The organism is Carboxylicivirga caseinilyticus (genome assembly GCF_050589785.1).
Taxonomy (GTDB): Bacteria; Bacteroidota; Bacteroidia; order Bacteroidales; family Marinilabiliaceae; genus Carboxylicivirga; species Carboxylicivirga caseinilyticus.
On sequence record NZ_JBNGOX010000016.1, the window covers coordinates 57227 to 83360 of the forward strand.

Sequence of the window (26134 nt, forward strand, 5' to 3'; positions counted from 1 at the left end):
GATTATGGCTAAAGCTAAAAAATTTGGGACATTTAGTGGTGTTTTTACACCATCAATTTTGACCATTTTAGGTGTAATAATGTACCTAAGGTTTCCTGCCATAATCGGGCAGGCAGGTTTAATAAATACTATTGGAATAATAGTTATTGCACATATCATATCAATAACTACAAGTTTAAGTGTAGCCTCCCTTTCAACAGACAAACCTGTTCAAACAGGTGGAACATACTTTATGATTTCACGAAGTCTTGGGTTACCCATTGGAGGAACACTTGGATTAGCCTTGTTTGTAGGTCTATCATTTAGTGTGAGTCTTTATTTAATAGGTTTTGCAGAAAGTTTTCTTCAATATTGGGGTATGGATGTCAATATTAATACCATTAGAATTACAGGTTCAATTGTATTATTTATTGTTACAACCATTACATTTATTAGTACTTCATTAGCAATTAAATCCCAATATTTTATTATGGCAGCAATTGGTCTGTCATTATTGTCTATTTTTTTAGGGAAACATGAGTTCGTTCCTGAAGCAGTACACTTGACTCCATTGGATAGCGCTGCTCCTTTTATGGTCTTATTCGGTATATTCTTCCCTGCTGTTACAGGCTTTGAAGCAGGGGTTTCTATGTCAGGTGATTTAAAAGATCCGAAAAAATCATTGCCCGTGGGTGCAATGTTGGCAGTAGGAATTGGGTTTGTTGTATATCTTGGTTTGGCATTATTTTATTCATTTACAGTAGATGCTAATGCTCTCGTAAACGATCCTCAAATCCTATTTAAGATTTCATTGGTTCCTTCATTAGTAATTGCAGGAATATGGGGAGCAACTTTATCATCAGCGTTAGGAAGTATATTGGGGGCTCCAAGAATACTTCAAGCTATTGCAATGGATAAAATTGCACCTCGTTTTTTATCAAAAGGAACAGGTAAAACGAATGAACCTAGAAATGCTCTACTACTTGCTTTTGTAATAGCAGAAGCAGGTATTTTAATTGGAGAACTTGATCTTATAGCGCGTATTGTATCAATGTTTTTTATTACTACATACGGCTTCCTAAATTTGGCTTCTGCAATCGAAAGTTGGTCTAGTTCTGACTTTCGTCCTGCATTTAAAATCCCCCGATTTATTAGCTTAATTGGAGCTTTATCAGCCTTTATCGTTATGATCCTATTGGATTTTCTGGCTCTGGCTGGGGCAACCATTGTATTAGGCTTGTTGTATTTTTATCTTCAGCGAAAAGAATTAATTCTTGAAAGTGGTGATGCGTGGAGCAGTTTTTGGACTAATATGGCAAAAAGGTCTTTACTTAAACTTAGTTATAGAAAGGATAATAAGAGAAATTGGAGGCCAAACATTATTCTATTTAGTGGTGGAGAGAAGGCTAGACCTCACTTAGTTGAATTAGGTATGGCATTAACCGGTAAATTAGGAGCATTAACTGACTTTAATTTATCAACCGGTAAAAGAGTTAACGTTACAGATATTAAAAAAGACTCTCAAAAAAAGAATAAAAGCAAAGGATATTTTGAACGAGAATTAAAATGCACAGATTTACCAGATGGAATAAAAACTGTAACCAGTATTTATGGTTTTAGTGGATTTGAACCTAATACCGTTTTACTGGGTTGGACTAAGAACCTCGATAATACAGTTTTTCTAACTGAGATACTAAAAGATCTAAGGAAGAAAATGTTGAATGGCTTATTTCTTGATTATGATATAAATAAAGGGTTTGGCAATAAAGAAACAATTGATATTTGGTGGAACGGTAAAGGTTCTCACCTGTCATTATCTCTTAATATTCTACGATTTTTGTTGTCAGATTATCAATGGAGAGACGCATTTGTTCGAATAATTATCATAAATAATGACACTGCTCTTGAAGATTCTATTTATCGAAACACTTATGCCTTACTTCAAGATAAACGTATGCAAGCGGAAGTAAAGGTTTTAAGTAACGATTTTGGAACTAGAAAGCTTGAAGAAATAATACAAACTGAGTCGGCTAATACTGATTTATTATTTTTAGGTTTATCTCCTAAAGAAAAATCATACAAACCAGAGTATATTGAAAAAATTAATTCAATATGTCAGTTACCCTGCAGTGTATTAATTCTAAGTCCATCTCCAGAGTTTGAGGAAACAAATATTGTTGACAAATCTAAAAATAGTCCTTCATTAATTTCTTATGAAAATTTGGAATTGAGAGAACTTCCCTCAATTGATGTTAGTCTTTTAAAAAATAAGATTGAGAATCTTGATATTGAGTTGATGTCTATTGGTCAGGATTTTTATAGCAAAACATTCGTTGGATCTTTGCAGCAATTTAATACTTATTTAACAACATTAAAGGATTTAGTAACTCAGGTTCTTAAATCATATCGCAAAGATTTGAGTATTGCAAAAAGCTATGAGTATGAAAAAGTTGTGAGTAGATTTCAAACTGCCTTCTTAAAAAACACTTTAGATGTATTGAGGAATGAAAGTCTTCAGTATATGAAAGAAACTGAAAGTATTTTACAAAGAGGATTAAGTGATTTATTGACTAAACTTGGAAATTTTGTTTATGAATCACCTGAGAATATCTCAATACCTTTTTCTTCATCAATAAATAAAAAACAAAAGCTTGTAAATTTCCCGTTAAGAAAAGCAATATCATTTTATTTCGAGTACGATTTAAAATCTAAAATTAATGACATATTATTTTCATTTGAGGAACAATCAAAAGACATTCATGAAGAATTGCGTAAGTTGATTTTTGCAACGAACGATATTTTTGAAAAGGTTGATTTAGATCAAATAGTCGGAAATAATGAGCAAGTTTCTGAAATTGCTCAATTGCTCGAAGGATTCAATTCAGTTAAATCAAAAATAGAATTTAATGAAATCAGTTTGTTAAAGGAACTTCAAAATGAAATTCGTGAGATAGTTATAAGTTTAGCAAATGACCTCCAATCGCAAGAAAATATTAAACATGCTAAAAAGAAATACAAGCAAAGACCAATTTTAGCTGACGAAAATATAGACAGTTTTACTGAAAATTGGAGCCTTGGAATTCACCTTTTAAACAATTCATTCTATTTCGATATTTTAGTTCTTTCAAAAAAAATTGTTTTTAGTAATATTATTAGTAAAGGAAGTATTAAGCTTTCTAAAATTGTAAATGAGCAATTCTTTAATAAGCAAAGAATACTTATCGAAAATATTAGAAAAATAATAAATGACCCTAAAAGTGTAACAGAACCTGTACTTTTTGAAGAGAATTCAAACCTTAAATCTCTCTTAAATGAATCTTACGAAAAGGCGGTATCTGTTTTTGATGATTTACCAGAGGAATACTTTTTGCCAGAAAAGGTTTATAAGGATGGTAAATTTATTCCTTTTAATGATTTTTCACAGGTTAATGTAGACTTGTATAAATCATCTAGGTATAACATAGATGTTTATTTTCATGAATCTCTTTATCGAGAAATTGAAGAGTTGGAATTTGCTATTCGAAATGCGATTATTGAATCAAAAGAAGCTAATAGTATGCAATTGTTTCATAGTAATAATACTCAGGAAGATTCAATTGATTATGACAGAGAGATAGACAAAAAAATATTTCAAAAATTTTTAAAACAACTAGAACAAGATAATACAAAAATAGAAAAATTAATAGAGCGAATTAATCGTTCAACAGACAACTATTTGAGCGATGCTTTTTCTAAGATATTTTCACATTCTATTGTTGACCTAGATAAGGATGGGCACTCTGATTATATGAGAAGCCAAAGTGGTGTAAGGTTATATAGAAATAAGATTAAAGAATTCATTAACAGGCATGTGAAAAGTGTTTTAGTCTTTATTTTAAACAGAAGTAGCAGAGGAATTATTTTGTCAAAGAAATATCTGGAGGAAAAAACAAGTTCTGGAATTCAAACTAAGGAAATACTTGATTTGATAGACCAATTAGTCCCTGATCGTAAATATTATAATTCTATTCCTGTATTTTATAGAAACCTAATGAGTAGCAGTGCAAAAATTAGCGATGAATTTTGGATTACCAGAGAAGAAGAAATGAAAATTATTAAGGACTCATTAAATAGACATAGAAAGGGATATGGTGGAGCTGTGTTTATTACAGGTGTTCATGGAGCTGGCAAATCTACAATCTCACGTTACGCTGTTAACCGATTGTTTAAGTCGCATAATGTAATCTGGATTAATGCACCGATTGAAGGTTCAAGTAACTCTGAAGTTTTATTGAATGAGATTAAAAAGCATACAGGTGAATTAGAAGATTTTTCCGGCATATTCAATAATCTTCCTTATGAGACAGTAATTGTATTTAATGATCTTGAACTATGGTGGGAACGAAGAAACGGAGGAGGAGAAGTCATTGATCAGATAATTGAATTAATAAAACTTTATAGTCAAAAAATATTTTTCATACTTAATATTAATACTTATGCGTATGATATTCTGAAGCAAATTTACCCTATTGAAGAATATAGTTTGGCAAACGTTAAGTGTGTTCCATTTAACTCTGCTGAGATACAACAAATGATCTTACAGAGACATAAATCAAGCGGCATAAATTTAACTTATATGGGAAAGCAAGAGCAATCTATTTCTCAATTAACATACTCGCTTTTATACAATCGTTATTTTACAATGAGTGATGGTATTCCTGGAGTTGCAATTAATATTTGGAAAGCTAACATTAGAAGTCTTAACAATGATAATATTGAAATAAGAAAACCGCAGAAGATCAACTATGATGTGTTGTTTGATATGCCAAAAGAGTGGATGATTGTTTTGGCAATAATGATACATCACAAAAACATTGGAATTGAGAAGTTAGCTAGAATTACTAATTATACTTCTGATAAAGCAAAACATATAATTTTCGCCTTGGAGAATTCGGGTTTAATTGTTAAAAAGTCAGAGGTGGTTTATACAATAGGTCGAAATATCGAACCGTTTGTGGTGGAAGTTTGTAAAACGAAAGGTTTAATTTAATTCTTTGTGAAAATGATAGTCAGTTTTGTAATAGTATCAGCGGTTATTTTTGGCTTTTATAGGTTACTAAATTTAGTTTTAAGCAAATCATCCCGTAAGCTTAAAATAAAATATCATTTAAAAGAAATTTTAATGATCTCTGAGTTAATGATATGGTTCTCACTGTTGGTTTGGATTGCCAAGGATTATTATGAAGTGCAAAATTATTTTGCACTAGCATCTATTCTGAGTGTTTTTCTTTTATTAATAATTCTACTATTTCCATTATTGAAAAATTTAATTTCCGGAATTATTTTTAAATGGCAGAATAAAATAACGGAGGGTGTATTTATTGAAGCTGATGAGATAGTAGGTTTTGTAAAAAAGGCCGGGCATTTAAATATGGAAATTGAAGATAATCATGGAGATATTTATAATGTGTTGTACACAAAAATCAATCAAAAAACTATTTCTAAACCTAGTAATAATCATAATCTTATTAAAACAACATTAACTTTTTCTTTTTCTACTTTTGTAAGTAAAAATGAAGTGCTTTCAAAGTTGAAACGTGAATTAATGAATACACCTTGGACAGCAGTATCACAACCTCCGATAATTGAAAGCTCCCAAATAACAGAAGGAACATTAACTATAGAGGTGGCTGTTTTTTTAATTGATCTGGTTTATGTCGAAGATGTAAAATCTGCGGTTGATAATTATTTCAAGATGAATTCTGGTTTGTAATTAGTTGTATATTAACAAATATAATTGGATGAAACTTCTTTGAGATTTTCAAGTTGTTGATTCATCCAATTATCATCTTTATGTAATTCAAGAGCAATAATCCGAGTAACTTTTTCTGCCATTTCAAGACTTGCTTTTGAGTCTAAAAACAACATTCTGGTTCTTCGTGCCAAAAAGTCTTCAGTTGTTCTGGCCATTTCATATCGAACTGCCCAAAGAACTTCTGCTTCTGTTATTGAGTAATCATTGTGAAGTAAATTTTTTAGACTGTCGTTTTCGTTAAAAAGTTGTTGTATTTCGGGTGCATCACTTCCATATTGAGATAGATTACCAAATACCTCGGAGTTAGAATGATAACCGTGAATTTGTAGATTTTCTGTAACACACGGTTTGTAGTCTAAGTCAGCAAGTGCAATTGCTTGCTCTATTACATCTTCTGCCATTTTTCTGTATGTTGTCCATTTTCCTCCGGCAATAGTAACAAGCCCACTATTTGAAATATTAATAGTATGTTCTCTTGATATTGCTGATGTGTTGGATTTTTCATTATCATTTACAAGTGGTCTTAACCCTGTAAATACACTCATTATATCTTCTTGTTTTGGATCTTTTACTAGATATCGACCAATATGTTGGAGTAAAAAATCAACTTCCTCTTTTTGAGCCCTGGGTTCAAGTTTAAACTCATCGACAGGAGTATCGGTTGTACCAACAATTATTTTATCATGCCAGGGAACAGCAAATAAAACTCTACCATCATCAGTATGTGGAACCATGATTGCGCTTTCGCCAGGCAGGAATGATTTATCTAATACAATATGTACACCTTGGCTGCTTGTCATTATTTGATCAGCATTGATATTATCCATTTTGCGTATTGTATCAACAAATACTCCGGTAGCGTTAATCACTACTTTTGTATTTATTTTATATTTCTTTTCGTTTTCTAAATCCTCTAATTCAATGCCCTGAATAATGTCATTCTTTTTTATCAAAGAAATAGCTTTCATATAATTAATTACGGTTGCTCCTTGTTTATAAGCTGTCTGTGCCAGATTTATTAACATTCTTGCATCGTCAAACTGTCCATCGTGATAAATTACTCCTCCCTTTAATCCCTCTTGTTCGATTGTTGGTAATTTATCGATAGTCTCTTCTTTGGTAAGTAATTTAGAAGGGCCTAACCCAAGTTTCCCTGCCAACATATCGTACAGTTTAAGTCCTACTCCATAAAATGGACCTTCCCACCAATCGTAGACCGGAACAATAAATGATAAGTCATGTACAAGGTGAGGTGCATTCTTGTGCATAATGCCTCTCTCTTTTAATGCCTCAAGAACAAGTGAAATATTGCCTTGTTGTAAATATCTAACACCGCCGTGAACAAGTTTGGTGCTTCTACTCGAAGTTCCTTTTCCGAAATCAGATTGTTCAACTAACAATACCTTGTATCCTCTGGAAGAGGCATCAACAGCTATACCCATACCCGTAGCTCCACCACCTATAATGACGATGTCCCAAAGTGTTTGATTATTAATCAGGTCAGAAATCATTTTTTCCCTATTCATACCAATTTAATATTAGAGTTGGATTTATCTGCTTTAAATTTTATTTGGTTATCTGTTCCAATTATTTGATTCTTCAATTCATTAGAATTATCACTAATGAAATTTCTTAAAACAGATGAAAACTCAGGAGTTCTAAGATAACCGAATGATTTATGGGGATTTAATTGTCCGTTTACCTGATAATCATTAGAAACTAAGATGTCAATAGGTTTTATTCCACTTTTATTAGGTTCGTATATTTCAGATAAATTGTGGTTTATTGCAACTTTGTCCAATAAGTCAGCTTGATTATACCATTTGTTTTGAATACAATCAGGTGATTTAATCAAGTTTGACTCAAGGTTTATACGTTCTTTTTCTTTTGCAATTTCGCTAATTACAATAGGAAAACCCAAAGGAGAACCTATTGTTATAAATGTGTTAATTGTTATAGGATGTATCTTACTTAAAACATCAAAGGCTATTATAGATCCCATTGAATGAGCAACCAACATTATATCATAGCCTTTATATTTATGTAAGATAGAATACAGCCTCTTTTGTATTAATCTTTTTGCCTTGAAATTAAAATCAGAACCTTCATTGTTTTTTTCAGAATAATAAACTTCAAGTTCAAAGAAGTATTTCTGAATGATAAAATCAGAAATAAATCGATGCTTTTGTGTTTTATCTTTTTTTAAAAAAACTGAATTAAAGAATTCCAAAATTCTTGCGTTCAAATTTTTCCTATGCAATGTATCTTTAAAATGTTTATTACCAGATGATTTAATATATGGTTCGTCAAGGTAATACGAACTACTAATATCTTTCATCCAATAATCTAAAGGCATTTCGTATAAAATATCTGCCCAGTAAACAAGTTCAAAAGTTGGGATTTGTGATTTATATTCAGAATTGATTAAACCTTCTTCCATTGCTTCAAGCCACCATTTTTCAAGTAAATATTTTGGTGGTTTGTTTCCTAAACCGTGGATGCCGATTATTATTTTTTTCATATTTTATTAAGTTGCTGTTTTAACCATGCAGCCCTGTCAGTTGTTATTGCATCAATACCATTGTTTAATAATTCTTTGGCTTTAAGTGGATCATTTACAGTCCAAGAATAAACAGCATAGTTGTGATTCTTAAAAAAAAAGATAAATCTTTTATTCAGTTTTTTGCCAGCCCAACAATTAATCCCATCAAGATTATTCTTTTTTAATTTTCTTAAAATTCTCCCTTTATTTCCTATTACTAACCACGATGGCCAATAATAATCCAAATCAAGAAGCCAAAGCATTTTATAATTTGGTAATTTTTCTTTAAGTTTTGATAAAGTGTTTAAATTGAATGCAATAAACTCAATTTTCTTTTCGGTGTTCTCATGTTTTTTTAGGAGTTCAACAATATGTGGAATTATTTTTTTGTCACACTTAATTTCAATAATTAGTTTGCCATTTTTGGGTATAGTATTGAAAACTTCTTCAAGACTAGGGATTCTTTCTCCAACATATTTTTTGGAATATTTGATTCCGATATCAATTGTTTTAATTTCTTTTAAGGTGGACTCCGAAATTTTTATTTTTCTATTGCCAGTGCGGTGAGTGTTTGCATCATGGATAACAGCAATATGATTATCAGATGTCAAATGGACATCAATTTCAACTGCTTCAGCTCCTTCATTCCATGCCTTATTTATAGCCTTTAGTGAATTTTCCGGAGTGTCAAAAGATTCACCTCTATGTGCAATGATCATCTAATATTATTCTATTTTATAATTCAAAAATATCCAATAAGATACTTTTATGACCGATATGAATAAAATAAATATTAACTAAATGATATAATTAATTTTTAAGTTGGCTGTTAGTATTTAAAAAATACAATTTTAGTTTTTTATTAGGTAAAACAAATACGACAGGTACAGTACAAGTAATATAGCTGCCTCCCATCTATCAAGTTTCTTTCTAATGCCTGTAAACATTGCTAGTAAAAGAAAAACTGTACCTGAAATCAAGACGACTAGGTCGAGATTAAAGTTGGGTTTAAAACTAATGGGATTAATAAAAGAACTAACTGAAAGAATGAGTAAAAGGTTAAATATATTTGAACCTATAACATTACCAATTGCAATATCACTATTTCGTTTTAATGCCGCCACAACTGAAGTTACAAGTTCGGGTAATGAAGTACCGGCTGCGACAATGGTTAATCCAATTATTTTTTCGCTAACACCTATAAGACTTGCAATTTTTACACTGTTATCAACTACTAATTGACCACCCAAAATTAAACCTGCTAGTCCAATAATTATAAATCCCCAAATTTTTAAATTGGAAGTAATTTCTGGTTTGCTAGTATCTAAGGTGTTGCTTTGTTCTTTTCTCATTTGCCAAAATACGTAATAGAGAAAAGCCGCAAATGTTAAAAGCAATAAAATCCCATCCAGCCTGCTGATAAGCAAATTATCTGAACCAATGAAGTAGTTGTTGGCAAATAGTATTACCAATACAGAAGCTAATAAGGATAGAGGTATTTCTTTCCATGCTGTTGATGATTGAACTTTAATTGGATAGATTAACCCGGCAATACCAAGTATAATAAATAGATTGAAATTGTTGCTACCAATCACGTTGCCTAAAACAATATCGGAATAACCTTGAGCTGATGCAATAGAATTGACAACAAGCTCCGGAGCAGAGGTACCAAAAGCAACTATTGTAAGCCCAATTACTAAATCAGAAACGTTATACTTTTTTGCTAACGAAGAAGCTCCGTCAACCAACCAATTCGCCCCAAATATTAAGGCTGCAAAACCAAGGAATACAAAAAGAATTGACATTATCATTTTTTAAAGATTTAAATAAGACAAAAATTGATAATAGTGAATTTGTTGTTTTAAATGATTAGAATAAATCAGAGTTTTCTATTGTAATTTAATTGCTTATAAAGTACAGTTAATTATAGAAATAGTCTGTATTAGAAATAATTAATAAACTAGGGTACAATTAAAATGAAGTTAGTATTTAAATTAAGATCGGCAAGTTTTCTAATTTTATTATTGTTTGCATAAGAATAATAATAGGATTGTTTTTTTAACATAAAAAATACATTTAGGATACTGGAATTCATGCTTGGTATAGATTGAGGATCACAATAAACATATCTTACCATATTTCTTTTTTTATCTTTCATTAATTCTTTTATTTTTTCTAATAATTCGGTAGAACTGTATTCTAATTCAAGTGGCATTTTCAATTTCTCAGATAATTTTGTAATGTTTGAAATAATGTTCTGAAAATTAGATTCGGATTCTATATGTTGTGGTAAAGCAACTTTAATTGAATGGCATAAATAAAAATCTTCTTTTAGGTTACAAGAGTATATGGTAAAAGGACTATCCAAAATTTGTTCAAAGATAGTTCCGAATATTCTTTTCGAAGTGTTAGATTTTGAACTCCATCCAATAATTATCTGTGTTGTGAAATGTTCTTTTGCTGTTCTGATAATACCGTTAGCTATATTCACATCAACTCTTGTTAGAATTGAGGCTCCCTCTGTAAAATTAGTTGCAGATATTTTTGTTAGTGCTTGTTTTAAGGTGGTAATATTATTTTGTGTATTACTATCATCTTTAATGACACTTAAAATATACAATGAATTGAAATCAGACTCTTGATGTAAAATGCCAGCGATTCGAACAAGTTTTGAAATGTTGTTGGAATTCGAAACCGGTAGTAATGTGTTGATAGGTTTGTTTACATGGCTAAAGTCTTGAATTGTTTTTGCTAGTTCCTTACCAAATTTTGAAGTGATGATTGAAGAAATAATGGTACTACAGAATATAACTAGTATGGTTGAATTAAATATTGTTTGATTAATAATTTGGTTATTTAATCCTAAAAGAATGATAGCAATTGTTGCAGCAGCGTGAGAGGTTGTTAATCCAAATAATACTTTACTTTGAGTTGGATTGAAGTTTAAAGTGTATTTTGTAATAATTGCAGCGATCCATTTGCTAATGATAGCCGTTGATGTTAAAATTAACGCAATTATCCAGGTTTGATTATCAGTAAAAATTAGTTTAACATTAATCATCAGACCTATCTGCACTAGAAAAAATGGTATGAAAATGGTATTACCGATGAATTCAAGTCTATTCATCAGTAATGAATTTTTTGGTATGCTTCTACTTAATGATAAACCTGCGATAAACGCCCCGATTATAGGTTCTATATTTATTAATTTGGCAATAACTGATGCACTTGAGACCAAAAAAAGAAGAAATACAAATTGAACTGAATTTTCTTGTTTTACATATTGGAAAAACCACTTTGCAATTCTAGGGATAAAAAAAAATGTTAAGAGGATAAAAACAATGAAATATAACGGATTGAGAAGTTGCTCAATAATATTGGATTGTAAACCGTCACTTGTAATAAATGAGATAAGTATAAGTACCAGTGTATCGGTAATTATTGTTCCTCCAACTGCTGTAATAATACTAATATCTTTATTTATTCCAAGTTTTCTTACAATTGGATATGAAATCAATGTATGTGTAGAAAACATTAATGAAACCAATAATGTTCCTTTTATGCTTAATTTTAAAAAAAAATGGGAAATTAAAAATCCAAGTATAAAAGGTATTAAAAAAGTAAATGATCCGAATATTATACTATTCTTTCTGTTTGAATTGAATTTTTTAGTGTCTAGATCAATGCCTGCTAAAAACATAATATAGAGCAACCCAATTGTCCCAAGAAGTTCAATACTTGAATCTTGAGGTATAAGTTTTAATACATGTGGACCCAATAAGATTCCTGCAATAATGTAGGAAGCAATATCTGGTATTTTTATAAATTTTAATATTTGAGGAAAAAGGAAAATAGCTCCAAATAGAACCATGAATGAAATCACAGGTTCCGACCAAGAGAAACCATTAGCTATGGCGATTGTCATGGGATTAGCTATAATTATTTCACTATGTTTATAAATTTAATAAAAGATTTATTGTATCACATCTTAATAGCTATTAAAGTATTAGTTGGTATAGCTCTGTATATGGATCTGATATCTTCAGTAGGTAATTCTATAATTATTGTTGGAATATATTCCTGTCTTCTAAAAGTTAAAAAATTCGATGCTGATTCTTTGAGATTCTCAAATCTTAAATGATTACGAAACTTTAATTTCACACGATTAAAAAAAGAAGGTTCATTCTCAAATTGTTCAATAATTATTCTGAAGTTATATTCAGTTTGAAGCATTATATAAGCCGGGTTTTGAATTAATGTATCAGGTTTCCATGCATTTAGAGATGCTTCTAATGTATCTTTAGGAGCTTCCCTTACAACTACAGGTTCTTTCACAATTGTAGTATATATTGATTGGACCATTAACGGCCTTGAAAATAGTTTTAGTTCTTCTTTAATTGAAAGTGAGTTCCAGAATTTATCTGTTTTCAGATTAGCAATTTTTGCCTGATGAATAAAAATTCCTTTAATACTTAAGTTAACAGTGCTATCAACTAGATTAATAGCCAAATGTATTGAGTCATTTTCAGACAGCTTTAATAATGACTCTTTATAGATTTTATCTTTTATCAGGCTTTCTAATTCATTATGGTAGTATATATTGTCGAATTTATCATTAAGAGAAGAGTCCTGATTCGTTATCTTTTGTATTTCATTTAATTTATGGTATGGAGCGACAGCGATACTTATGAGCCAAATTAAAAGTATAACTGCTGAAAAAAGGAAAATAAATTTCAATGTTTTTATTTTTATATTTTTCATTTTAGGATTTGTTATTTTTTTAATAATTAAGCTAGTATATATAAACCCTGGAACCTGTTGTTAATGATCTATAAACAAGTTCTAAGTTTTCGTCATTGAGCCTGATACATCCATGTGTTACTGGAAGACCCAGAAATCTTTGATAAAGAGTTCCATGAATGAGATATCCGTTTCCAAGGCTTAAGGCATAGTCTCCTAGAACACCAGATTCATATCGAGAGTGATGATTTAGAGAAGGAACAGGTAAACCTTCTTCAATAAAAGCCCAATCAGGTTTTTTCCATACCGGTGAAGTTGTTTTACCAAGTATTTTAAATTCTCCTTTTGGTGTTTTAAACATCCATTGTTGATCTTCTCCGTTTTTAAGAAGAATATAGCTTCCCGTTGAGCATTTATCTTCCTTTACTAATTCATTATTTTTATACAACCTGAAAATATTAGATGAACTATTGATTACCAGGTAATTTGATTTTGGTTTTTTATTTGCAAGTTTTTTATCAAGCATTAAAATTTCTTTAGTAAGCATCTGTTTTACTGAGGTTAATTGTATCTCTTCTACCTGAAGTGTTTTATTGTTATTGGTAATTGTCATCCATACTATTCCTCTTATTGAAAGTGGAATTAAAATTAGGAGTACTAAACTTAAAATATATAAATTGTATTGTTTTGTATGACGGCTTATTGTATAGAATATCAATCGATTATACTTGGATAATGTAATTGAGTTATGAATATTCTTTAATAATTTTAAGTTCAGAGGCTTATTTGTTTTCATTTTGAATAGATAGATAGTTTATTTAAAGCGTTAACAGAACCGACGATTACAACTCTTGTCCCAACTGGACATATATTAAATATTTTATCCATATCAGCGTCTTTTAAGGCTATGCAACCATCTGTCCAATCAATTCCTTTTCCTCCATTTCCATGAATCTCGATTAGGTTTCCAATCTTTGCATCACTTTTTATAGTACCATTTTGTTTATTGAGAAAGAATCGAACCTTATCTTCTGCATTAGGGTAATCTATGAGAAAGGCTTTATAGTATTTTGTTTCACCTTTTTGTTTTTTCTGCAATACTTTATATAATCCTTCAGGAGTGGTTTTGTCGCCTTGATGTTTTTTATCTCCAATCCAATTAAGTCCTAGTTCAATTGTGTAGCTGTTTATTTCGTTACCATTCTTATAAATAAGCAACTCTCTCGCAATTTTATCTATAACTATAGCATAACTGTTATTCCTTCTGGAGTGAGAGATGGTTTGTTCTGTTAATCTCTGCCACTGTGGATAATCATGAAAATAAATATTTAGCTTAATGGTGTAGTAATCAAGTATTTTGTCTAAAGCTAAATCAACAGAGTCAAGTTGTTGATTACATAATTGGTAATTATTGTTCTTGTATGTAAGGTCACTTTCAAAAGTTAGTAGCTTACATTTAACCAATTCTTCCCTATGATCTTGAAGTAGAGGAAAATTTCCAAACTTTTTCTCGAATTCATTAATTTTAAAATGTATTTGTGCTAATCTCTTTCTTAGATATTGTTCAAAATCAGCTTTTATGTTTTTTGAATTTTCGATAGCTATATTGGAGGTTTCGATTGATTTGAAGGATAACTCAAAAACTTTGTCATATTTTCTAAGTAAGAAAAACTTTGCATTTTGATACTTCCATTCAATCATAGCAGAATCATAATAGTTTTCCGATTTCTCAAATGCAATGGTGGCATACTCAGAACATTTTTCATATCGGGCTTGTGATAACAAAGTGCCTGCCCTCATAAGTTCTGATTCTGGTGTTTTTATGGAATAAATTTTAATCAAAACAAGTAGAAGCAAAATACCTGTCAGCATGAATAAAAGAAGAAAATGTTTAGTTCTCATTGACAATTTAGTGTAAATAAAACCCCGATTCCGTTATTGGAATCGGGGTTCTGCAGGTTTAATTTTCCCCGATTATGACTTTTTACCTTTATTGTATTTAGCAATTACTTCAGAAAGCTCGGTATTGATAGCTGATGCCTTCTCTTTGATTGCTTTTGTTTTATCTAATGTAGCAATGTAATCGCCAGAGGCTAATTGAGTTGTTGCGTCATTTAGTGATATTTCAATCGCATCAATCTCACCTTTAATTGCAATCAATGCAGTTGTTCCTTCTTTACCTTTAGGTGCTTCAAGTATCAAGTTTCTGTTTGATTCAATAAGACCTTTTACTTCTGTTATAGTTTTCTGTATTTCTACGTTCAATTCTTCTTTTCGAACTTCAGAAAGATTCTTTACTTCAACAGCGTAAAGTGCGACATTTGCTAATTGCTCTTTAACAGCTGTGTAGTTTTTGAATAGTTTTGTTTTTTCCGATTCTACATTAATCATTACGTGATCCATTGAGTCTTGTAATGCAATGAAATTTTCATGAACATACACTTCTGCTCCAGCAGCTTTTGCTTGCTCTATAGCTTCTTTGGTTGTGTCAATTTCGGCTTGAGGAACACTTGAACAACTTGATAAAATAATGCTTGATAAACCTACTAATGTAATACCAAAAAAGAATCTGTTTTTCATTTTTTTAATTGTTAATTGTTTTTATTTGTTTAATCTTAAAAGTGTCTTCTTATTGTTAGAAAACATACTGTTTTGTTTTTAATTCGATATTATGACGCGCAATTGAAATTAAGTAACAGGAAATTTTAAAATATTTTCTATCGTGTTAATATTGAGTGTTATATAAAGGTGTTTTTATCTTACCTTTATATAGCCTACAATGATTTGAGTAATATAAATCTTAGAATATGGATAAATTATCTAATTTAAAAGATGATGAAATAATCACTTTAATTATAGATGAAAATTCTTCTAAATATTTTGGAATATTGTATAAAAGGTATTATTCAAAAGTTTTAGATAAATGCTATTCATTTGTAAAAAACAAGCAATTAGCAGAAGAGATAACAGAAGATATTTTTTCTAAGGTTTATGAAAAATTAGCCTCCTTTAAGAATCGCTCTTCTTTTTCTTCCTGGCTTTATTCAATAACATACAATCATTGCATAGATTATCTTAGAGAAAAAAAGAAGTTGCACTATCCCAGTTGGGATAAAGAGAATGAAATTCCTGAAATAATTGATGATACCGATGAAATTATTGAAGATATTAATTATGAAAATCTGCTTGTAGTGTTGAAGCTTATTCATCCTGAAGAAGAAGCTTTGTTATTAATGAAATATAAGGATGATTTATCAATGAAACAGATAGCGACTGCATTAAGAATAAGTGAAGATGCAGCTAAAATGAGATTAAAAAGGGCCAGAGCCAGAGTTCTGTTTTTATACACCCAAAAATTTCTTTTATAATGATGTTGTTACTTTATTAATTAATCTCGTCAAAATGATTGAGCAATTTTAAATTATGGAAAACTTTTTAAAAAAAATTGTACAAGGTAGCAGTTTTACACCTCCCGGTTTGTGTGAACAAGCACTTAAAGAAAATTTTACAGAAGCAATAAATGTTGAATGGATTAATAAAGAAGAGTATTATGAAGCTATTTTTTATAAAAATAACATTGAACATATTGCCTTAATTGATAGGAATGGAAACCTATTAGAATATAGACAAAATATACCTAAGGATTTTCTTCCAGAACAAATTAAAACAATTGCTCAATCTAAAGGAGAAATCATGAATTCGGTATTGAAAAACAAAGGGAATAATATTGAATATGAAATTATTCTTAAAGACCAATCGCTAAAAAGGTATCTAGTGTTATTTTCTGAAATAGGAGTAATAAAAGATGAAAAGAAACTTTAACCAGTTATTTTAAAGCAAATAACGAGTCCCAAATAAGTCAATTTATCTTCAATAAAAATTTTATGAACTTGTCTCTTGTAGTTTCTATTATTGGGTTTATGCTGGCTGCATATTCCGTAATAGCCAATGATGTTATTCAAACATTAGGAACGTTTTTATCTTCAAATTCGAAGAGAAATTGGTTCTACTTATGGTTGTATGCAGCTCTTATTTTAAGTATTACCTTAATAATTGGCTGGCAACTAAATGATGGTGATGTTACTTATGGTAGATTATCAAAAATACCTTTACCTGAAGAAATAACATGGTGGTATATTTTGCCTCCTCTAATTTTGATGTTAATTACTCAATTTGGATTACCTGTAAGTACAACTTTTATGATTCTTAGTGTCTTTTCTTCAAGTCAGGTAATTGAAAAAATGGTAATTAAGTCTGTTACAGGTTATGCCGTTGCTTTCGCTTTTGCATTTGGTATTTATTTATTGATTGCAAAGAAGTTTGAGTCAAAGTCGGAATTGGATAAAGATCATGTTAAAAAGCAAGAAAAATATTGGATGATCGCTCAATGGTTTTCAACTGGTTTTTTATGGTCGCAATGGTTAATACAGGATTTTGCAAATATTTATGTGTATTTACCACGTTCACTTGACTTATCATCTTTGTTACTTTCGTTGTCCTTTATTTTAATTTTACTTGCCTATGTATTTAGAAAACGTGGAGGAAAAATACAGGATGTAGTGAAGCAAAAAACAAATTCTGCTAATATAAGGTCAGCAACCCTCATTGATTTAACATATGGTGTAGTTCTGTATGTATTTACGGTTTTAAATCCCATCCCGATGAGTACCACCTGGACATTTGTTGGAATTTTAGCCGGGAGAGAATATGCAATCACTTATTTACTAAATAAAGGTGCCATAAATGAAACTTATAAAAAACTTTTTAAGGATTTATACAAAGTTAACATAGGTCTTGTTGTGAGTATTATTATTGCAGTAATCCTTCAAAGTTTGAAATAGATTTAAGTTGTTAAGCAATATTTTAAAGAAGAAATGCGGAGTAGGAAGTTCATAGTAATAGCAGTTTTTATTTATTTACTAACATGTATTGGAATAAATACTGAAAGTTCAGCATATGAGAGAGAGGAAGGTGAGATATTGCCGTATAATTTACCTTTACCAATTCAACCTTTTGGATTACCAATTGTAATAAGTGACTCTCTTTTTAAACCTTTAAGGAATCAAATTGATGAGGAATTTCAGGAACAGTTACAAGATATTGTTTCCGCTAATAAAAAATGGAACAGATTAATAAGTGCACAACAATTATCTATTGGAGTGGTGGATTTAAGCTCACCTCTTAATCCAAGATTCGCACGGATTAATGGTAATCATATGATGTATGCTGCCAGCTTACCAAAAATTGCAGTTCTGTTAGCTATGGAAGATGCATTAGAGAATGGAGAAATTGAAGAAAATGATTCAATAAGAAGAGATATGAGACTTATGATGAGTAAGTCGAATAATCAATCAACCACTCGCCTAATTGATTTAATTGGTTTTAATAAAATAGCTAATGTATTACAGGATCCGAAATATAATTTGTATGATGAAGAAAGAGGAGGTGGTATTTGGGTAGGTAAAAGATATGCCAAAACAGGTCAGCGAATACCAGATCCTTTAGAGGGGATCAGCCATGGTGCTACGGCGACTCAGGTTTGTAGATTTTATTATATGTTGGCCTATGGTAAGTTGGTAAATTTTGAAAGATCTAAAGAAATGTTGTGGTATATGTCAGATCCAGAATTACATCATAAATTTGTCAATACTTTAGATCGAATAGCACCCAAAGCCAAATTATTTCGTAAGTCAGGTTCCTGGAAGGAGTATCATTCTGATTCAGTACTTGTTTGGGGGCCTCAATGGCGAAGGTATATTGTAGTTGCATTAGTACATGATGCAGAAGGTGAAAATATTTTAAGAGAGTTAATTGCAGAGATTGATAATATGATGATGCCCAAATAAATAATTTTTGAGCACAACCAATTTAGGAAATTAATGGAGTTAAGAACAGAAGGAAGAAAGTACCTTGATTATTTTGTAAATGCTTTTTTTGATATTAAGCCTGGAGAGGTAAAGAAGGTTTTCATGATGCAGTTGAATATCTTTATTACTGTTACTACTTTGTTAATGATTAAACCTGTTGCTAATGCACTTTTTCTTGCAAATGTGGGTGTGGAAAAATTGCCATACAGCTTTGTATTGGTTGCTATTGCTGCACTTCTTTTATCTAAATTGTATTCATCAACCATTGTTCGAAAATCATTTATCAAAGTTATTAACCGTACATTTATTGTTTCGGCACTTATTTTAATTCTCATTTCTGTTTTTTTATCTTTCGATTTTCTTGAAACATGGATTCTTTATCTTTTTTATATTGGAGTTGCTATTTTTGGTTTAATTACAACCTCGCAATTTTGGATTTTATCTAATCTTGTTTTTAATGCTCGTCAGGCAAAAAGATTATTTGGTATTGTAGGTGCCGGTGCAATTGCTGGTGGAATTTTTGGTGGGTATTTAACAACCATCTTAACACCCATCATTTCTGCTGAAAATATGTTGTATCTATCAGCTATAATCTTACTGTTTAATGTAAGGTTGAATAGTAAAATATGGCATTTATTTATTGAAAAGTTAAATGTTTATCAACAACATAAAAGAATTGAGCTTGAAGGAAAGCATCCTTTGCAGATCATTCGCCAATCAAAACATTTAACTTATCTAGCAATAATAGTGGGATTAGGGGTTGTAGTTTCAAAGTTGGTTGATTATCAGTTTAGTGCATTAGCGTCTGATTATTACACTGAACCAGATCAATTGGCTGCATTTTTTGGGTTTTGGTTTTCTAATTTTAACTTAATATCGCTTGTTATTCAGTTGTTTATAACAAGGCGTGTAGTTGGAACTTTTGGAGTTGGCACATCACTGTTTATATTGCCTTCATTTCTTCTTTTTTCAATCTCGCTCTTTTTTATATTTCCGGTTTTAGCTGTCGCTGTTTTATTAAAAATGTTTGATGTATCAATAAAACAGAGTATCAACAAAGCCGCAACAGAGTTATTGGCGTTACCCATACCATCTGGTATTAAGACTCAAACTAAAAGCTTCATTGATATTTTTGTGGATACAGCAGCAACAGGTATCAGTGGTTTATTATTAATTTTTGTTATTCAAGGACTTGATTTATCATTGATTGCGGTTAGCTTGTTGATTTGTGTCATAGTTGTGATATGGATTTATGTTGCTAAAAAAGTCCGGTTTGAGTATTTACTTGCATTTAAACAAAAACTAATTAAAACGAATAAGAAAATAACAAAATTAGATATTGATTTTAGCAAAAAGTCGGTCGTTGCGGGTTTGCAAAAGGTATTAGAGCATGGCGATGAGCAGCAGAAGCTTTTTGTTTTAAGGAAAGTTGATGAACTAAAAGATATTCGTTTTTCAAAACAAGTTATTGATTTATTGGATAGTGATAATGATGAAGTACGGATTGCAGCCATGCGTTGTCTTTATTTTATGCCAATGATTTTTAATGAGTCAACTTTATTTAGGTTTTTAAAGGACGATAATATTGACATCAGGCTCCTGACTTTTGATATTCTGTTAAGATACTCTACTGAAGGAAGAGTTGAATTTATTCAACGCTATTTACAAAATGAGGATCCGTTAATTAGTAATACTGCATTAGTTGCTTTGGCTACAGAGTCGCGAGATAATGCAGAAATGAAAAGACTTTTTCAAATAAATAATCTTATTCAGGATAAAATTGATTATTTGAAGTTAATTAAGGATAATAAAGAGTGTGAATTGTATAAAATAATGATATTAAGGTCTATAGGGGCTGGAAACCTTTCTCAATATTATACTTTTATTATTTCGTGCTTACATGATGAGAAAGATATTGTAATTGTTAAGGAAGCCATAAAGTCAGCCGGGAATACAATCAATGATTACTTTATTCCAATCTTATTATCATTTCTGCAAAACTCGGCCTATTCACATGTCTCAGCACTTGCTTTAGCAAATTATGGTCCGGCAATATTATCCGATCTTCAGAAAGTATGTGAAAACTCAACTGTAAGTCTTAAAGAGAAAGAACTGATACTAATCGTTGTGGAGAATATTAATTCAGTTAGTTCAGTCCGGTTTTTAATGAATCTTTTAATTGATCCATATCTTCACAAAGTATCGCTTAACTCACTTAATAAGCTCAGATTAAATTATCCTCATTTGATGGTTAATCAGAAAACGGTTGTTAATCTCGTTTCAGATCAAACCCAGCTTTTACAGGAAATCTTAACTGTTTTATATTTGCAACAGAAGGAATCAAATACCAAACAAACAGAGCAAAATAAGATAGATGAATTAAGAATCAGGTTAATAGGATTATTGGAGAATATGTTGGATGATACTTTAGAGCACATATTTAAATTATTAGGTTTACATTATCCACCCAACGATATCTACACTATATATAACGGAATACAAAGTAAGAATAAAGAACAGAGGTATCTGGCCATTGAGTATCTTGAAGGTACATTAAATAATAATCTCAAAAGAGTACTGTTGCCACTACTTGAAATGGCAGTATTAGAAAATTATACTGATCAAATAGTTAAATCGTTGAGTCTTAATAAACTTACTGAATATGAATGTTATGATATGATTTTAAGCCGTTTTGATGGCGAAATAATTCAAATACTTAGACAAATAATCAGCTTAAGTGAGGATGATTCATACCAATCACTTTTAACGAAATATAATTTAAAGTAAAAGATTACAATTTTTTTCTCATTATTCGATCTATATATGTAGCAAGTGTTTGGTGATCAATATTTGAGTTTTTCTTTAATACATTAGACATTAGTACTACCAAATAGGTAGTGCCATCCGGATGTTCAACTATACAAACAGAATTCATATAATTATCAACATTACCTTTGTATTTTGCACATTCATACCCCTCTTCTGGTTTGCATTTATATAAACTGCCTGATTTGAAATAAACTGCAGCATTGGTGAGTGCTGGTGAAGACGCATATCTAATCCTTCTGTCAGTCATATATAGTAACTTTTTAATTTCAAGGCTGGAGAATTCATCAATTACGATTCCTCTTTCCAGCGAGATTAGGTACTTCATTAAAGCATATGGTGTCGCAGTACTACCTCCTTGTCCAAAAATATATGAGCTTGCTCCTTTTGTAAAAAAAGTACCCAGGCGCCATTCGTTCTTATCAATTCCAATCTCTCGCAATGGATTATTGACAACACCATTAGCGAGGTCACTTAAACTTTGTTTTGGTGTGCTGGTAAAATATAGTTCAGCCTGTTCTTGAGTCAAGGTCGCATAATCAGACCCAAATACATGAAGTAATATTGTTTCTCTCCATATAACACTTGCTGCTCCATTATTGCTAACTGATAACATATGGTCGAGCCATTCATACAATGTGAAAACATCGTCAGCTTTTACTGTTCTTTTCAGAAAAGTTTGGTTTTCAATATTAAAAAAAGGAACTGTATGCTCGTCATAAAGTGCCCATTTGCCCGCTATTACTTTTTTTGATTTTAGAAGTTTTATTCTGTTTTCAACTGAGTTAGGATATAAGCGAGCTAATTCATTAAAGAAACCTGTTGCAACAGCAATTTTTCCAACACTTCCCGGTTGATATTGTCTGTGTTCTTTAAGGCAGGCATATCTAATCGGTTTGTTTTTTGTGATATCTAAAACAGCTATTGAATAACTTTCATCCAGCAATGGAAATAAAGAAGATATGGCTTTTTGAAGTGGAGGGTTTGTATTAGGAATACTATTTAAGCTATCACCTTTTATACCCAATAAATTTAATTGAATACTTGCTGACGTTTTTAGAGCACCACTAATGGGTTTAGCCTCTTTTATAGTCCCATCAATTATTAGCTGTAATCTTTTTAATCTTCTGATTCCGGTACTATCATAACCGTCAATGGGATAGGGGTTGGTCGAAGCTGTTGTTAATAAAAAACAAACAAAAAATATAAAGATATGTCTTAAGGATTTCATCACATTAAGTTAATTTATTTGAATATACTCATTTGATAATTTCGTTCAGTGGTAATTTCAAGTTGTTATTGGACACTGAGGATTTAATAAGGTATTCAGTAGCATTAGCTTTTTTATTCTCAACAAATGGGCGGACTTGAAATAACCATATTTTGTCATCTTTAATTCCTAATTCGATATCATAAGCCATATCTTTTTCAGTTTTTCCTGCATTGTTAAGTTCCTTAGTAACTGTATTTGCAATATTCATAACCATCGAAATTTTTTTTGCATTTAAAACAGGTTCGTTAAAGGCCGTAAATATTTTCTGTATACCCCCATTCTCTGGCAAAAAAGTCATTTCAGGTTCTCGGGCAACAGATACCAGTTGCGCATTCTGATCATTTACGATCCATGTTTCTGAAATTTGCCCTTCTACAGCACCGCCAACTCCTTTACTGAACGCGATCGTATTTGAATCCGAATTGCCGTTAAGAATATTTTTTGTAATGACAACGCCCGAACAATCAGCATTAACACTTGGTATGATAAGTATTGAAGGAAATACATTTTCAGGGTTCAAAAGGAATTTCTGTCTCCATTTATAGCTTCTTTCGGTATAAGGAGATGCCCAAACTTGCAAAATACCTTCCATTATGGATTTTGAATCAAGAATATTGAAAAGAGTCAGATTTAATCCAGCGCCGGTAAATTCCTTTAAGTCTTCCATATTTGTATCACTTCTAAGAAAAACAGGTACTTGTCCCAGCTCTTTATTGAATGTATTTTGAAACATGTTTTTTAAATCAGTCTCAAAAGTTGGAATAAAAGTCATGTTTTTAATTAAATCTCTAAATTGATCAAGTTCTCTTAAAACATAATTTTCTATTTCAGATTCTGATACTTCATTATTTTTCAATTCTGCTGCATGTTGAAAAATATTATTTAAATATTGCCAATACGATATATTTCTCTTCGGAATTATCTGATCCATGTGCATCTTAAATATTCCAAAGGGAATAACAATTCCTTCTACAACATTTTCGGGAAAAATGTGCTTGAGCTGTGCCAGATTAGCAGCTTTGGGACCACAATATACACCAGAGTGAGTAGCATTCAGATTTTTCAAATTCAAAACAGAAGTTTCAGATAAATTCATTTTATCAACAGGTACCAATAATTTATCCTCTTTGCCCCTTGTATTGGCTTTTTTAAATAAATTGTTTTCTTCTTCTGTCATTTCAATGGCAGGTTTCATAATAATCGATCCATCTTTTTTCACCGCATAAAAAATATCACTGCCGTTAAATTGTTTTAAATCATTCATTAACTGCGGCGCCAGAATTGCATTTGGAATTCCCAGATTTCGTGCCAGTAATTGAACATGAGATACCATATTCCCTTCTGTTACGGTCATAATACCGGCTACAGGTTTGAGATCAGCTGGCGGGCGGTTAAAAATGTAAATATCCTTACTGTTTACTTCTTTTAAATCATTATTGTTATCTATAATAACAAGTTTTCCTTTTGCATAACCGGTATTTAGACCACGGGCGTTAGACTCAGTATTTAAGTTGAAAATTGAATTGGTCTTGTTTTGTTTTACAGAAAGTATTTGGTTGATTGGTTCTAATTGCTGTCCCAAAATTAATAAACAACTATTTCTTACCTTTTCATCAATAAATCCATGAGTTAGAGGTTCAAAATCAATAAATTTATTAACAATGTCATCATAGTTGGCCAGAAATTGGTTACTGCTCCATTCAATGGAGGCTAATGCGTTTTTATAAAATTGTGAAACCTCATTGATTGAAATAGAATCATTTAATGTAATGTTATCGTTTTCAGCTAAATATGCCCATTCCCATTCTTCCAGATAACCGCAGCCATATATAGTATTCATTAATATTCTAACGTTCTGGATAGCATCATTTAATGTCTTTGCATTCAATTGAGAGGATTCTACCCTAATTATTTCTTCAAGTTTTATTGATATATCAATGAGGATTAGTTTATCATTTGCAGCATTTGAATTTTGAATTTCTTTACGAGTCCAGACAAGTATTTCAGAAATTAATTTAATTTTCTCGTTTATTGACAAGTTATTGATATTGGCTAAATCAAAGGTCTTTCCTTTTTCATTAAGTTTTTGTGATTTTAACTTTGATAAATAGATTTTTATTGATTCAAATTGGTCCTGCTTGTACAGTATATTTAGGTTTTTTATAAGTAAATCCAGTTTTTGGGTCATTGATTGATTTAACTTGTTTTTTCTTGAAGAGATAAAGTTTTTAACGAGATTTAAATCATTATTATCAGGTTGACCATGAATTTTTACCCTTATGTTTAGAAATTCAGGAATAGAATCTGATATTTCTTTTGAAAGTAATCGTATGTTTTGCGACAAATTATCATCAGTTCTATGTGGAATATCTTTTGCTGCTTGTCGAATCAGAAAAAATTGTTGGTTGATTATGGATTGATCCGCAAGAATATTTTGAAAGAACAAAATTCCCCAGGTATCTTCATCCTCTGCTTGATAAGCTCCTCTGTAAAACTGAGCTTTTCGGTTAATCCACCCATTATCAATACTTCTCAAATATTTTTCAATCTGATATTGCTTTAACCTTGAGTTGTTGTGATCTGCATCCCAGAAATCTATAAATGACGTTGTAGATAGGATTTGGCCCAAAAATAAATGTTCTGAATTTTGTAGCTCTATAATATAATCTTTATATCTGGCTCTTTGCACACCTCCTTTGTCGGGACATCTTTCTTGAGGAGGAACAACGGAACCATCCGGGCAGAACCATCTGATATCTTTATATGGTCCTCGTGGATCACTCTTGAATTCTTGAATCTTAATCTTAATATCATCATGTTTTTGAGAAATTAAGACAGAGTAGGCAGGGAAGAGAAGTATAATAATTACTATAATTCTGTTGATTCTATTTTGCATACAATGTTGAGAATATTAGGTTGTTAAGTTTTGAATTAATACATTTTTGAACTGTGTTTATTGAGTGGCTATATTATGTCTTTTTTTATTATTATAATACAATTAGCATACTTTTTTGATTTACATTTGACTAGTGTAAAATGATAATAAAAATAAGGATTGATCTTCAATTGTAATATGTATTTAAATACAAATAGTTGACTTTGGGACGATTGTA

Annotated in this window: 18 protein-coding genes; 7 read left to right on the forward strand and 11 right to left on the reverse strand. The window is 30.8% G+C overall.

Annotation, left to right across the window (positions count from 1 at the left end):
* Positions 1 to 4 precede the first annotated feature (4 nt).
* Both ACRD62_RS10260 and ACRD62_RS10265 read left to right on the forward strand, forming a co-directional pair.
* Positions 5 to 5008 (forward strand): hypothetical protein, encoded by a 5004-nt coding sequence (locus ACRD62_RS10260; protein WP_430820019.1) that lies wholly within the window; start codon positions 5 to 7, stop codon positions 5006 to 5008.
* 12 nt (positions 5009 to 5020) lie between these two features.
* Positions 5021 to 5731, forward strand: coding sequence for a hypothetical protein (locus ACRD62_RS10265; RefSeq protein ID WP_430820020.1), 711 nt, complete (start codon positions 5021 to 5023; stop codon positions 5729 to 5731).
* 11 nt (positions 5732 to 5742) lie between these two features.
* Here the strand turns inward: ACRD62_RS10265 and ACRD62_RS10270 are convergent, their stop codons facing one another.
* The 9 genes from ACRD62_RS10270 to ACRD62_RS10310 all read right to left on the reverse strand — a co-directional run bounded on the left by ACRD62_RS10270 (position 5743) and on the right by ACRD62_RS10310 (position 15635).
* On the reverse strand, positions 5743 to 7299 hold the full coding sequence (locus ACRD62_RS10270; protein WP_430820021.1) for a glycerol-3-phosphate dehydrogenase/oxidase: 1557 nt from the start codon (positions 7297 to 7299) through the stop codon (positions 5743 to 5745).
* Positions 7296 to 8294: a PGAP1-like alpha/beta domain-containing protein gene (locus ACRD62_RS10275; protein WP_430820023.1), complete on the reverse strand. Its 999-nt coding sequence runs from the start codon at positions 8292 to 8294 to the stop codon at positions 7296 to 7298. Before ACRD62_RS10275 ends, ACRD62_RS10270 begins: the two co-directional genes overlap by 4 nt.
* Positions 8291 to 9034, reverse strand: a complete 744-nt coding sequence (locus ACRD62_RS10280) for a glycerophosphodiester phosphodiesterase (protein WP_430820025.1) — start codon at positions 9032 to 9034, stop codon at positions 8291 to 8293. The genes ACRD62_RS10275 and ACRD62_RS10280 overlap by 4 nt, the downstream gene beginning before the upstream one ends.
* Positions 9035 to 9166: 132 nt before the next feature.
* Complete coding sequence (locus tag ACRD62_RS10285) at positions 9167 to 10120, reverse strand: calcium/sodium antiporter (protein ID WP_430820026.1); 954 nt, start codon at positions 10118 to 10120, stop codon at positions 9167 to 9169.
* A 155-nt stretch (positions 10121 to 10275) separates the two neighbouring features.
* Positions 10276 to 12240, reverse strand: coding sequence for a cation:proton antiporter domain-containing protein (locus ACRD62_RS10290; RefSeq protein ID WP_430820027.1), 1965 nt, complete (start codon positions 12238 to 12240; stop codon positions 10276 to 10278).
* Positions 12241 to 12296: 56 nt separating this feature from the next.
* A complete protein-coding gene (locus tag ACRD62_RS10295) occupies positions 12297 to 13076 on the reverse strand; it encodes a hypothetical protein (RefSeq protein ID WP_430820028.1) in 780 nt (259 codons plus the stop codon).
* A gap of 31 nt (positions 13077 to 13107) precedes the next feature.
* Positions 13108 to 13851 carry a L,D-transpeptidase gene (locus ACRD62_RS10300; protein ID WP_430820029.1) on the reverse strand — a complete coding sequence of 248 codons (744 nt, stop codon included), beginning with the start codon at positions 13849 to 13851 and terminating at the stop codon, positions 13108 to 13110.
* Positions 13848 to 14957: a L,D-transpeptidase family protein gene (locus ACRD62_RS10305; RefSeq protein WP_430820030.1), complete on the reverse strand. Its 1110-nt coding sequence runs from the start codon at positions 14955 to 14957 to the stop codon at positions 13848 to 13850. The genes ACRD62_RS10300 and ACRD62_RS10305 overlap by 4 nt, the downstream gene beginning before the upstream one ends.
* Before the next feature lie 72 nt (positions 14958 to 15029).
* Positions 15030 to 15635: a hypothetical protein gene (locus ACRD62_RS10310; protein ID WP_430820031.1), complete on the reverse strand. Its 606-nt coding sequence runs from the start codon at positions 15633 to 15635 to the stop codon at positions 15030 to 15032.
* Positions 15636 to 15862: 227 nt separating this feature from the next.
* On the opposite strand from ACRD62_RS10310, the gene ACRD62_RS10315 reads away from it, so the two are divergent.
* The 5 genes from ACRD62_RS10315 (at position 15863) to ACRD62_RS10335 (ending at position 21709) form a co-directional block, all read left to right on the forward strand.
* A complete protein-coding gene (locus tag ACRD62_RS10315; protein WP_321411928.1) occupies positions 15863 to 16423 on the forward strand; it encodes an RNA polymerase sigma factor in 561 nt (186 codons plus the stop codon).
* A 55-nt stretch (positions 16424 to 16478) separates the two neighbouring features.
* Positions 16479 to 16877, forward strand: a complete 399-nt coding sequence (locus ACRD62_RS10320) for a hypothetical protein (protein WP_430820032.1) — start codon at positions 16479 to 16481, stop codon at positions 16875 to 16877.
* A gap of 62 nt (positions 16878 to 16939) precedes the next feature.
* On the forward strand, positions 16940 to 17896 hold the full coding sequence (locus tag ACRD62_RS10325) for a hypothetical protein (protein ID WP_430820034.1): 957 nt from the start codon (positions 16940 to 16942) through the stop codon (positions 17894 to 17896).
* 33 nt (positions 17897 to 17929) lie between these two features.
* Positions 17930 to 18901, forward strand: coding sequence for a serine hydrolase (locus ACRD62_RS10330; protein WP_430820035.1), 972 nt, complete (start codon positions 17930 to 17932; stop codon positions 18899 to 18901).
* Positions 18902 to 18934: 33 nt separating this feature from the next.
* Positions 18935 to 21709, forward strand: coding sequence for a hypothetical protein (locus ACRD62_RS10335; protein WP_430820036.1), 2775 nt, complete (start codon positions 18935 to 18937; stop codon positions 21707 to 21709).
* 4 nt (positions 21710 to 21713) lie between these two features.
* Here the strand turns inward: ACRD62_RS10335 and ACRD62_RS10340 are convergent, their stop codons facing one another.
* A complete protein-coding gene (locus ACRD62_RS10340; protein ID WP_430820037.1) occupies positions 21714 to 22979 on the reverse strand; it encodes a serine hydrolase in 1266 nt (421 codons plus the stop codon).
* A 28-nt stretch (positions 22980 to 23007) separates the two neighbouring features.
* Complete coding sequence (locus ACRD62_RS10345) at positions 23008 to 25917, reverse strand: PEP/pyruvate-binding domain-containing protein (RefSeq protein ID WP_430820038.1); 2910 nt, start codon at positions 25915 to 25917, stop codon at positions 23008 to 23010.
* Positions 25918 to 26134: the final 217 nt, after the last annotated feature.